The sequence below is a fragment of the Sneathiella sp. D3-11 genome (assembly GCF_055809395.1).
Genome location: NZ_CM147911.1, coordinates 434,905 through 447,334, shown reverse-complemented (window position 1 = coordinate 447,334; position 12,430 = coordinate 434,905). Strand labels below are relative to the sequence as shown.

The 12,430-nt window shown below is 52.4% G+C and carries 10 protein-coding genes; all 10 read left to right on the top strand.

The features are described 5' to 3' along the window. Positions 1 to 9 precede the first annotated feature (9 nt). The 10 genes from AC0L73_RS02280 (at position 10) to AC0L73_RS02235 (ending at position 12,422) form a co-directional block, all read left to right on the top strand. Complete coding sequence (locus AC0L73_RS02280; RefSeq protein WP_161316040.1) at positions 10 to 813, top strand: enoyl-CoA hydratase/isomerase family protein; 804 nt, start codon at positions 10 to 12, stop codon at positions 811 to 813. Between the two features lie 56 nt (positions 814 to 869). Further along, positions 870 to 2,498: a class I adenylate-forming enzyme family protein gene (locus tag AC0L73_RS02275; RefSeq protein ID WP_227952381.1), complete on the top strand. Its 1,629-nt coding sequence runs from the start codon at positions 870 to 872 to the stop codon at positions 2,496 to 2,498. Between the two features lie 239 nt (positions 2,499 to 2,737). Next, positions 2,738 to 4,492, top strand: a complete 1,755-nt coding sequence (locus AC0L73_RS02270; protein ID WP_473654757.1) for a gamma-glutamyltransferase family protein — start codon at positions 2,738 to 2,740, stop codon at positions 4,490 to 4,492. After that, the gene (locus AC0L73_RS02265) at positions 4,489 to 5,673 is read left to right on the top strand and encodes a GNAT family N-acetyltransferase (RefSeq protein WP_473654756.1); all 1,185 of its coding nucleotides are present in this window, start codon (positions 4,489 to 4,491) and stop codon (positions 5,671 to 5,673) included. Before AC0L73_RS02270 ends, AC0L73_RS02265 begins: the two co-directional genes overlap by 4 nt. Before the next feature lie 175 nt (positions 5,674 to 5,848). Beyond that, positions 5,849 to 6,358 (top strand): hypothetical protein, encoded by a 510-nt coding sequence (locus AC0L73_RS02260; protein WP_473654755.1) that lies wholly within the window; start codon positions 5,849 to 5,851, stop codon positions 6,356 to 6,358. Next, positions 6,355 to 6,495: a hypothetical protein gene (locus AC0L73_RS02255; RefSeq protein WP_473654754.1), complete on the top strand. Its 141-nt coding sequence runs from the start codon at positions 6,355 to 6,357 to the stop codon at positions 6,493 to 6,495. The genes AC0L73_RS02260 and AC0L73_RS02255 overlap by 4 nt, the downstream gene beginning before the upstream one ends. Continuing rightward, on the top strand, positions 6,488 to 8,314 hold the full coding sequence (locus AC0L73_RS02250; protein ID WP_227952377.1) for an AMP-binding protein: 1,827 nt from the start codon (positions 6,488 to 6,490) through the stop codon (positions 8,312 to 8,314). Before AC0L73_RS02255 ends, AC0L73_RS02250 begins: the two co-directional genes overlap by 8 nt. Positions 8,315 to 8,570: 256 nt before the next feature. Continuing rightward, positions 8,571 to 8,915, top strand: coding sequence for a zinc ribbon domain-containing protein YjdM (locus tag AC0L73_RS02245; protein WP_473654753.1), 345 nt, complete (start codon positions 8,571 to 8,573; stop codon positions 8,913 to 8,915). Positions 8,916 to 9,086: 171 nt separating this feature from the next. Beyond that, positions 9,087 to 9,968: a phosphotransferase gene (locus tag AC0L73_RS02240; protein ID WP_227952375.1), complete on the top strand. Its 882-nt coding sequence runs from the start codon at positions 9,087 to 9,089 to the stop codon at positions 9,966 to 9,968. Next, positions 9,969 to 12,422: a GcvT family protein gene (locus AC0L73_RS02235; protein ID WP_227952374.1), complete on the top strand. Its 2,454-nt coding sequence runs from the start codon at positions 9,969 to 9,971 to the stop codon at positions 12,420 to 12,422. It begins immediately after the preceding gene. Positions 12,423 to 12,430 lie beyond the last annotated feature (8 nt).

The following is a 12,430-nucleotide window of genomic DNA, read 5'->3' as shown; positions in this document are numbered from 1 at the left end:
AGTATCTAAATGCCTGTAAAATATGAAAAAGTGGGAAATGTGGCCGTCTTTACGTTTGAAAACGGGAAGGTCAACCAGATCACGCCGCCGATGCATAAGGAGCTCTATGATTACATGGAGGACTTCCTCAAAGATTCCAGTATTCATGCAGGTGTTCTCACTGGCGCCGGAACTCAGGCTTTCAGCGGGGGCGATGATATTAAGAATGACTGGAGTCAGGATACCCTTCATGACACTTTAACCGCCCATTTCCAGCGCTCAACAGATGCGAGTGCGCAAACTCGGCCCGGTTGGGAACGTGATATGCGCACAATCGACAGATACAAACCAATTGTTGGTGCACTAAACGGACCTGCGCTCGGCATGGCGTTTATTTATTCAATTCTTTTGATGGATATTCGTCTTGCGTCTCCAAATGCTTGGTTTGGGTTGCCGGAAATCAAATACGGAATGGGTGGTGCCGGTGCAGCGACACAATTGTGGCGGCATTTGCCTCCTGCTATTGCCATGTCCATGGTTTTGGAAGGAGAGCCCTTGTCTGTTGAAGATGCGCTCAAATTTGGATTGATCAATGAAATTGTTGATCAGGACAAATTGTTGCCGCGCGCCATGGAAATTGCCGAGAAAATTGCGTCTTATCCACCGATCGCCGTTCGGGTGGAAATGGAAGGTTTTTATCGCAGTATGGACATGTCCAAACGTGATACACATGGATATATGAGCCACCTCTATCGGCTTCAACGCGCTGCGTATCTGACGGGCGACAATGTGAGTGGAACGCCACTGGATCCGAATGCGCCAGAGCAAAAGTAGGATCGGATAATCCGGAAATTTCAGCAAATTAGATTGAAAACATTAAAAGGTTCGAGATGACTTACGATAATGGACATAAAGGGATGGCAGAAGTCCATCGCCTGGCGGCAGAAATTGATTTTCCGGATACACTTGGCGCGTTTGTTCGCGAACGCGCCAATACGCTGGGAGACCAGTTATTGGGCGACTATTTTGATGACGGAGAAAAACTTACCTATCGCGGTCTTGACCAATCTGCGGACCGTCTGGCAGGAAGCTTGCTGGCGCTTGGTATCCGAAAGGGAACACATGTTTCCGTGATGCTTCCGAACGTAAAGGAATTTGTCATCAGCTGGATTGCTCTTGGGCGTCTGGGCGCGGTTATGGTGCCAACAAATGTTGCTTATACTGGCGCAGAACTGCACTTTGTCCTTGCCGACAGTGATGCACAGTTCATGATTATTGATTCAAGCTTTCTGGAACGTCTGGATAATATGCCAGATTGGCCATCACTGCTTGCCCGGGACAGAATAATTGTTCGCGGCGAAACGCCCGAAGGGCACCTCAACTGGCAAGAACTGCATGATAATGGCCCGAGTGAATTCGCGGCACCGTCGCGTGTCACGTCAACGGATCTTGTGAATTTGCAGTATACGTCCGGTACAACCGGTTTTCCGAAAGGATGTATGCTGACTCATGAGTATTGGGTGCTGCTTGCCCATTGCGCCGCGTTGCAAAGGGGGCGGCCATTCCAGATCAAGCAAACCCTGATTTGGGCTCCATTCTTTTATATGGATGGGCAATGGCAGTTCCTGATGACAATGTGCTTGGGCGGGACAGCGCATATCGCCTCACGCATGAGCCTGACGAATTTCTTCGATTGGCTCATTGATTTCGAAATTGAGTATTGCGCTTTTCCAGAACCTGCGCTCGCCAGATTCCCGCCGTCGGAAAAAGACAAGCTCATTAAGTTGAAATATGTCAATGCCTTCGGTTGGCGCGGGGATGCGAATATTGAAATAGAAAAGCGTTTCAATCTAGTTGCCCGCAATACTTTCGGCATGACAGAAATTGGCAGCGGTATTTCATTGCCGGCAGAAGCCACTCATATGGCAGGGTCAGAAGCTTGTGGATTGCCGTCGCCCTTTCGTGAAGTGCGTATTGTCGATGAAGAAGGCAATGATGTCCCGCAAGGAGAGCCCGGCGAACTATGGGTTTCCGGTCCGGCTATATTGTGGGGGTATTATAAACGCCCTGAAGCGAATGCAGAAAGTTTTCGCGGGAAATGGTTCCGTACGGGCGACATATTTCAGCAGGATGAGAATGGATACTATTACATCGTCGGCCGGATCAAGGACATGATCAAGCGGGCGGGAGAGAATATATCTGCTCGGGAGGTCGAAGCAGTCTTGCGTGGCATGGATGAAATTGAAGAGGCCGCGGCTCTTTCCGTTCCCGATCCTATGCGCCGCGAAGAGGTGAAAGTCTGCATTATGCTGCGGGAGGGCGCAACGGCAGAAGATTGCCCGCCGGAGAAAATCATTGCGCATTGTGGCCAACATTTGGCAGATTTTAAAGTCCCGCGCTACTACTCTTATGTTGATGAATTCCCACGAACACCGACAGGTAAAATCGCGAAGAATAAAATGCGCGACGGTGATTTGCGCGACAATAGTTTCGACCGTGCCGATAACGTTTGGCGCTAGAGATTATCCGGACAATCAGATGGTGAGTTTTGCTCACGGGAAAATGGCTGACTCTTTCCCGTGAGCAACAACTTTCTACGATGTTATTGACGCAAGTTTAGGTCGTTTTGCGTGGTGTGGAGAGATCGCCACAATCATTTAAAAACAGTGGACAAATAAAGAAAAATTTAATGGAATCTGTGGCATAGTCCGATTTTTAATGCGGGAATGGCCGGGCTAACATGGCCACAGTAATCTGAATGAGTAGTCAAAGCGGAATCCAGAACGCCATTACTAGTAATAGTTACGCTGTTTCTGTGGGGCACGATATTGCCGCCGGAATTGCCTCAGATGTGTTGGATGCCGGCGGAAATGCCGTTGACGCTGGTGTTGCAGCGTCCATTGCGCTCACTGTTTTACATTCGGAGCAGGTCCAGTTCGGCGGTGTTGCACCTATCCTCGTTTATATCGCGAATGAGAACCGGTATTTTTCTATCGAGGGGGCCGGGCGCTGGCCCGCCAGTGCTAATCCTGGCTATTTTGAAGAGAAACACCGAGGCCGAATTCCGCAAGGTATTTTGAGAACCGTTGTTCCTGCGGCGCCAGATGCCTGGCTGACAGCGCTCGAGCGGTTCGGAACCATGAGCTTTGCCGATCTCGCGGCACCTGCGGAGGGCCTTGCGGCAAGTGGATTTCCCGCGCATGAGGATCTCGTTTCCTGCTCCACCCAGTTTGAGCGTTACTACCGACGCATCAGTGATGATAACGCCCGTGTCTGGCTTCCGGGTGATGCTCCGGTTGAACTTGGGCAGACTTTCCGTCTGCCTGAGCTTGCCAATACAATCCGCCTCCTGATAGATGCAGACAAAAAGGGTGCTTTGACATCAGGGCGCACAGGCGGGCTGCAAGCCGTGCGGGATGCTTTTTACAAAGGCGAAATCGCTGATGCCATGATCCGTCATGTCAAGGCGTATGATGGATGGCTTTCTCATGCGGATCTCGCAGCGCATCACACCCCGGTTGTCTATCCGACCGAGGCAAGTGTTTTTGGCGGCAGTCTTTTCACGCCTGGAAGCTGGACGCAAGGTCCAGCCCTTTCACAGGCGTTGCAAATACTTGAGTCAACTGGCATTGCCGACCAAGCGCCTCAATCCATTGGCGCGTGCCATGTAATAATAGAGGCGTTGAAGTTGGCTCTGGTGGATCGGGAAGCTTATTACGGGGATCCGGATTTTGTGGATGTGCCGTTCGACATATTACTTTCGCCTGATTACGCCGCACATCGAGCCGCGCTGATTAGCATGGAGGAAGCAATCCACCCATTGCCTGTTGCCGGTGAAATAGGGATGGTGGCAACTCCGAAGCGGGTTTCACCGACCGATACGGGTGAGAAAGCCATAACTCTTGATACCTCTGTTGCGGCGGTTATCGACGGCGCGGGCAATATCTTTGCCTCAACACCAAGCGATCCGTCTTTCGACGGTCCTGTCGTGCCAGAACTCGGCTTTGTCATCTCGACGAGAGGAGCGCAAAGCTATACCGCCGCGGAACATCCGGCGCGCCTTCGGGCTGGGAAACGACCCCGAGTCAGTGCCTATCCACTTATCTTCCGGGATGCAGTTGGTCGCCATATCGCCGGTGGAGGGCCCGGCGCGGATTTGCAGCTACAGGCCATGGCACAAGCCCTGACACATCATCTTGCTCACGACCTCAGCCTGAACGATGCGGTGAAATCGCCGCGTGTATTCACTCATAGCGTTCCTGCGTCGACCGAGCCTCACCTCTCTTTTGCTGGCAAGGTTGTTGCAGAGGAGGAAATCCCTGATGCAATTTTGACGGCGCTTTCCGAGCGTGGACATAAAGCGGTGCATGGCAAGACGGGCGGAATTTCACAGCCGTCCATCTGTCTGGTTTCCTGTGATCTGGATGGCAAGCTTGAAGCCGTTGGTGATCCACGTCGTGCCAGCGGTCAGCGTATCAGGCAACGTTCCAACAAAGGAAAGGCGGCCAGTTGAACGCGTCCTTCCATATCGGTACAAGAACTGTTTCTGTTCATACGTCTATCGCGGATATTTCTGCCGATGATTGGGATCGCTGTGCCGGTTCGGAAAATCCATATGTGCGGCACAGTCACTTGCTCGCGCTGGAAGAAAACGGCATTGCTAGTCCAGAGAACGGATTTCATCCTCGGCATATCATACTGCGTGACCAGAAAAGAGACATTATTGCCGCAGCGCCGGCCTATCTAAAGGATCATTCAGAATGTGAGCTTGGTATCGACCTTGGCCTTGCCATGGCGCACAATCGGGCTGTCGGACCTTATTATCCGAAGCTTCAGGTTGAGGTGCCCATGACTCCTATTTCCGGGCCGCGCTTGTTGGTGCGTGCTGGCGTGGATGAGGAGGAAGCCCGACTTGTCCTTCTGGCGGCGCTCAGGCAACAAGCGGAAAAAGACAGCGCCTCATCTGTACAGATCGCCTATATGACAGCGCCGGAATGGGACACAACTGAATCTGGCGGTTTCATGAAGAGCAAAGGTAACGCCTATGTTTGGCGTAATCAGGGCATGGACAGCTTTGAGGATTTTCTGGCAATTATGCTTTCGCGCCACCGTACCAAAATTCGCCGAGAGCGGAGAAAGGTTGCCGCAGAGAGGCTTACTTACAAGCAATATTCCGGGCACAATATAACCGCTGAGCTAGCCGGACCTTTTTTTGAATTATACGCCGCAACTTACCATCGGAATGAAACAGAGCTCTGGCATAATCAAGCTTATTTCGAACAGATCTTCCGGACGATGCCGGAGATGCTTGATCTTGTCTTTGCCTATAAAGAAAATGACCTGATCGCCATGCAGCTTAGTTTTCTAGGTGAAGATACAATTTTTGCCCAGCATTGGGGGCATACGAGCAACATACGTTTTCTGCACTTTGAGCTGGGAATATACCAGACGATTGAGATGGCGATCAGGCAGGGGAGAGCCGCCGTTAACTTTGGCACGACCGGGCAGCATAAGGTTGAGCGGGGCGTCGGAATGGAGCCGGCCTTTCACAGTATGTGGTTTCGCTCAGAGGCATTTCTAGAAATTGCGGAAATTGGATTAGAACGAAAGCGGGAAGCGGCCGCGAAAGAAAATATTGAGGAAAATGCGCGCTTGCCTTACACGCTAAACCCTGAGAAGGAAGGCGGGGAATGAATATGCAAACGCTGCGCAATACTTTGCCTCGCACCTTGATGCGAATGAACAGTCTGGAGACAGGGGAAGCCTTGTCTTTCTTCCAGACTTCGGTGGCAATGTCCTTTACGCGCAACCAATCCAAAAAATTCTTTGCACAGAGATTTCCTGTTTTGGCGCGCGTCTCGCCCCGGATATGGTTGGCACCCTTGATAGCCTCAGCCTGATTGAGATCGCGGAGCGCTTTGCCACGGATATTCATCAGTCGGATATACCCCGGCCAATTCATATTTGCGGCTTTTCCTTTGCCGGGCTGTTGGCCTTTGAGACGGCGCGGCATCTTTCTACAATGGAGCCAGAAACCGGCGAACTGCTTATTCTGGATACGAGTATCCGGTCGCGCGCCTTGATCGCGCGTTTTCTCCGGAACCCTTTACATGAAACTCTCTATATCGCACGTTATGTTGCTCGCAACTGGCGTACTTTATTGCCATGGCGAGAGCGATCCGCTGGTTCTGCATCGCTATGGTCAGATCTCGTATGGAACTTGGAAATCATGCTGAAGCGCACCGTTCGATTATCCGACAACTATATGCCAAGATGGCTGAATATCAGCCCCGCCCATGGGATGGGTCTGTCACCGTTTTTCGCGCCGAGGAAACCCCGTGGGGTCATCGGCTTGACGATCTGGGGTGGGCGCATTTGATTAGCGGCGCGCTCACGCTGGTGAATGTGCCGGGAGACCATCTTTCCATGCTGCGCAACCCAGATAATGCAGTCGTTCTTGTCGAAAAAATGCGCCTTCGTCTTGAGACGGTAAAAAAGGGATTAGTTGATGTTTGAGTTGCCGATCAAGCCGGGCGTTCATCCTTTCGATCATTTTTGTGATAATCTCAATTGGAGGTTAGAAGGAAATTTAGAGAAAAAATTTGCTGATCTGGCGAACGGATCTTTCTCGTATGGAACGCTGGCTCGTGATATGCGCTGCCTTGCTGCGATGTTTACCGCAAACGGTCTTGTCACCGGGGATCGGGTTCTTGTCGCTTCCAGAGATGAAGAAGCCGTGGTGAAGCTCTTTCTCGCACTGCTTCGCGCGGGCATAACGCCGGTTATAGGCGATGCCGAAATAACCGGGTCGGAGCTCGGCGAACTGATGGATGTTTGCGATCCTGCCGCGCTCTTTGCGGATGAGGATATGCTGGTAAATGCCACACTGGATGAGAAGCTACCGCAATCCCGGATTTTCCCGATCCGCAAGGTCCATGACACATTGTTGTACGTACAAGATCCCGGCCGTTGGACACCGGTCGAAAACCGGCCAGAAGTTGCGCTTCTGGTGCTGACGTCTGGGACGACATCGACGCCGAAGGCCGTTGAGCTGACCTATGAAAACCTGATCGCGCAGCTCACCATTTTTGATGAGATTTACGGCTTTGACAGCGGGACACGGCTGCTTAACCTGTTGCCGCTTCATCATGTTGACGGATTGATCCGGGGTCCGCTTGTCGCTCTGTGGTTCGGCGGATATCTTTATCGCCAGACACCCTTTTCAGTGCAGAACGTGCCTGCGATCCTGAACGCGCTCACTGAGAAGGATATCACCCATTTTATCACAGTGCCCGCTATGCTCCGTATTGTAGCCCGGATCGGCAGTGATAAAAGAGACGCCTTCTCCGGACCCAATTTTCGTTTTATCCTTTGTAGTGCGGATCTTCTCGATGCTCAGCTCTGGAGCCACGTTGAGGAGACCTTCAAGATACCTGTGGTCAATGCCTACGGCCTGAGTGAAGTGGTCTGCGATGCCCTGTTTGCTGGACCGGAAAACGCCACACGGAGGATCGGATCGCTCGGACGGCCCTATGGGTGTACCGCCATGGTTCTGGATGATGATTTCCGCCCCGTACCCGCAGGCGAAACCGGGGAACTGGTGCTTTCTGGCCCGACGGTGATGCGCGGCTATTTCAATGCACCGGATATCACTCGGACAGTTTTGCGTGACGGCGCCTTTCATACGGGTGATTATGTCCGCATCAACCCTGACGGGCTCTATGATTTTGTCGGACGCAAGAAAACGGCAATTGTCTCCGCCGGTGCGACGATCCACCCGGAGACAGTAGCGATTATTCTCTCGACCATGCCAGGTGTGGCGGAGGCGGTAGCCTTCGGCGTCCCCGATGCGGCGCGCGGCGAAAAGCTGGTCGCTGCGATTGCACCTCAGCCTGGTCAGGAAATTACCCCCGCCGCCGCATCAGCCTTTTGCCGGAAGCATCTCTCGGCGGAGCGAACACCGGCAGAATTCCGTATCATGACTTCGCTGCCGCGTGGCGCTTCCGGCAAGGTACTGATAGCAGAAATGATTGCCGGGGCGGCGAACGACGCGGCGGTCTTGGCAGAAGAGCCCGCCACGTTTGCGGAAGAAAGCGGCGGTCTTGAGGAAAAAGTCTGTGCGGTTGCGGCCAAATGCTTCAATGTCGATGCGACGGGACTATCGGCAGATTCAACGCCGTTCAATACCGATGGCTGGGATTCGCTGGCGCATATGAGCCTGATTGAGGAGTTGGAGATTGCTTTCGATATGCAGTTTTCTGCCGCAGAGATTGCCTCGATCGCGGCCCTCGGCGATGCTATGGAGTTCATCAAAGGGGCGCTTGACGTTTCTTAGGAAAAGTGTGGCCCGCTGAGCAGCCGTTTTGTCGTCAGCGATGGTTATAAATATTTGTATCTACTCCTGCGTCAATCTATAAACATTTCAATCTTGAACGTCCCCAAATTAAACAAATCTGTTTCAAGCGTCATAGAATTGGCGCGTTGGCAAGGTCATTTCGATTGCGGGTCGTAAAAGAGGCGAGATTTTAACAAGATTAGTTTGGATTTGTCCAATAGCCCTAGATTAACGCCTAAGAGCGAGAGGTTTTACAATGAGTGAACTGCCCCCTTGTCCAGAATGTCAGTCTCCGTATGTTTATGAGGATGGCGGCCTGCTTATATGCCCCGAATGTGCTCATGAATGGGCCAAAGATGCCGATGGTGCTGCAACAGAATCTAACATTATCCGTGATGCGAACGGTGCAGAATTGCAGGACGGAGATACTGTAACGGTTATCAAGGATCTCAAAGTCAAAGGGGCATCGTCAGTTGTGAAGGTAGGCACCAAGGTCAAGAATATTCGGCTTGTTGATGGCGACCACGATATTGATTGTAAAGTACCGGGCATTGGTCAGATGGGGCTAAAATCGGAGTTTGTGAAGAAAGTTGCTGGATAATTACTGGTCCGAAATCTTGCCGTTAGTGAGAGGAGGGGGAGTTCTTACGCCATGCAGATAGCCGCAACTTCCTTTTGTCGTCATTCTTTGCTAGGTAGAATGGGATGCCGTCGCGATATATTGCGGATGCAAAGGCGGAGGGGGATGGTTTGACATTTGGCGAACGGCAACGTGACTAGTGCGCAGGAAAAAATATCCGGGCTTTCTCTGTGGCACGTGACACCGTCTATCGAGCCACTGGACGGCGGTATGACGAATGCGAATTTTCTCGTGACCGACGGGGGGCAACAGTATGTTGTCCGGCTAGGCGAAGACATCCCGTTTCATCATATCACTCGGGCCCATGAATTAGCCGCAAGCGAGGCCGCGCATGCCGCCGGTATCTCACCGGCGGTTGTCCATAGTGAGCCAGGCGTGCTGATTCTTGAGTATATCGAGGGGAGGACCCTCACGCCGGAAGACCTCATTGACAATGATATCCGCAGTCGGGCGATCCACCTTATTCGGCAAGCACATCGGGACATTCCAGCACGACTTCAGGGGTCGCCGCCGATTTTCTGGGTCTTTCATGTGCTGCGGGAATATGCACGGTTGCTGGCAGATGGAAATAGTTCTCATAAAAAACGAATATCGGAATTCCTGAAAATAGCGACAGAGACCGAGGCGCGCTCCGGTCCCTATGATATTGTTTTTGGCCATAATGACTTGCTCGCCGCGAATTTTTTGGATGACGGAGCACGACTTTGGCTGATTGACTGGGAATATGCGGGGTTTAACACGCCGCTTTTTGATTTGGCTGGATTAGCCTCTAACAATGATGTCGCGGAACAAATCCAGAAAGAGATGTTGGAAAGCTATTTCGAGACACCGCTTACCGATGATCTTTGGGCCCGCTATCAAGCAATGAAAATTGCCTCTCTCCTCAGGGAGGTAATGTGGAGCATGGTATCGGAGCTTTATTCCAAGCTTGATTTCGACTATGGGAAATATACCCAAATCTGCCTTGAAAAGTTCGAGCCGGCTTACGACAGTTATAAGAAGGATTACCTCTAAATGGTGAAAGAACTCCCCACGACAGCGAAAGCGGTTGTGATCGGCGGCGGAATTGTTGGTTGCTCTACGGCCTATCATCTGGCGAAACTTGGTTGGACGGACACTGTTCTTCTGGAGCGCAAGAAACTCACCTCCGGAACGACATTCCATGCGGCGGGGCTGGTCGGGCAGCTTCGCTCCAGCGCCAATATCACCGAGCTCCTGGGATACTCCGTCGATCTCTACAACCGGCTGGAAGAAGAAACCGGGCTTGCCACTGGATGGAAGATGAATGGAGGCCTTCGCCTAGCCTGTAACGATGCGAGATGGGAAGAAGTCAAACGGCAGGCGACGACGGCGCAATCCTTCGGTCTTGATATGCAGCTTTTGAGCCCGTCGGAGGCGCGGGATCTCTGGCCGATCATGTCGATAGAGGATGTGATTGGAGCGGCATTCTTGCCAACGGACGGCCAGGCAAACCCGTCAGATATCACGCAGGCGCTGGCGAAAGGCGCACGTATGGCCGGGGCGTCTATATTTGAAGATACAAGTGTCACAGACATCCTTATTGAAGATGGAAAAATAAAAGGAATTCAAACGGATAAAGGTTTTATCGAATGTGAAATCGTTGTCTGTTGCGCAGGTCAATGGACGCGGGAGTTTGCGGGGCGTTTCGGCGTAAATGTGCCGCTAGTCCCGGTGCAGCATCAGTATCTGATCACAGAACCCATCAAGGATATGCCGCGTAACCTACCCACTTTACGCGATCCCGACCGACTGACTTACTATAAAGAAGAGGTGGGCGGCCTCGTCATGGGCGGATATGAGCCCAACCCAGTCTTGTGGGCGGAAGACGGTATTCCGGAGGACTTTCATTTTTCGCTGCTGCCGTCGGATTTTGACCATTTTGAGCCGATGATGGAACTGGCGCTGGGTCGCGTTCCGGCGCTGGAGACAGCGGGCATCAAGGAACTGGTCAACGGTCCGGAAAGCTTTACGCCGGACGGGAATTTTATCCTCGGTGAGGCACCGGAGCTTAAAAACTTCTTTGTCGGTGCCGGGTTTAATGCCTTTGGTATTGCCTCTGGCGGTGGAGCTGGCATGGTGTTGGCCGAGTGGGTCGCGAAAGGGGAGCCGCCCTATGACCTTTGGGCCGCGGATATCCGTCGCTTTGGAAAGCCGCATTTCGACGACGACTGGATTAAAAAGCGTACCGTCGAAGCCTATGGCAAGCATTACACTATGGCCTGGCCGCACGAAGAGCATCAAGCAGGTCGCCCATTTCGTACCTCTCCGCTTTATGAAAGGTTGAAGGTGGCTGGCGCCTGTTTTGGCGAAAAGCTCGGCTGGGAACGGCCGAACTGGTTCGCGGATATAGAGGCAGGGGAGATACCGGCAGATAGCTACAGTTTTGGCCGCCAAAACTGGTTCAATGCAGTGGCGAGAGAGCATAAAGCCGCGCGGGAAGCCGCCGTCTTGATCGATCAGACCTCATTCGCGAAATTTCTCCTGACCGGATCGGATGCGGCGGCGGCGCTCGACTGGATTGCGTCAGGCAATGTCTTGCGTCCTATAGGATCGGTTATTTATACGCAGATGCTGAATGACAAGGGCGGGATTGAGTGTGACCTGACCGTTACGCGCTTGGAAGAGAATGAATTTTATATCGTCACGGGAACCGGCTTCGCAACTCATGATTACAACTGGATCTTGCGGAACGTACCACCGCATATGGACTGCATCTTGAGCGATATAACGGAAGAACGGTCCGTTCTTTCATTGATGGGGCCAGTGTCGCGCGAAATTCTGGCGCAGGTAACGAAGGATGAAATCTCCCATGAAGACTATCCCTTCGCGACGGGGAGGGTGATCGATATTGCGGGTCATCCTGTCTTGGCGCTGCGCCTGACCTATATGGGGGAACTCGGCTGGGAGCTTCATATGTCTGCCAGTAACGCGGGCGCAGTGTATGACGCCTTGATGAGCGCGGGTGGGCCGCTCGGTCTCAAGAATGCAGGCTATCGCGTGATTGAAAGCTGTCGTCTTGAGAAGGGCTATCGCGCCTGGGGGGCGGATATCGGCCCGGACCACACCCCGGTTGAGGCCGGGCTTGGCTGGGCGGTAAAAATGAAGTCGGGCCGGGACTTCAAGGGACGTGCGGCGATAGAGAGGCAGAAGGCAAAGGGGGTTCGTAAAATGCTGACCTGCTTCACGGTCCAAGATCCGGATATTGTCCTTTTGGGGCGGGAGACGATCTACCGGAATGGGGAACGGGTCGGCTGGCTTTCCAGTGGTGGTTATGGTCACACAATTGAAAAATCAATTGGCTATGGATATGTCCGCAATCCAGACGGTGTGGATAAGGAATTCGTGCTGAGCGGCAACTATGAGCTTGATGTTGCCTTGAAGCGGGTGCCGTGTCAGGTGCATCTGGAGCCGCTCTATGATCCGCTTATGAAGAAAATTAAATCTTGATATCAATA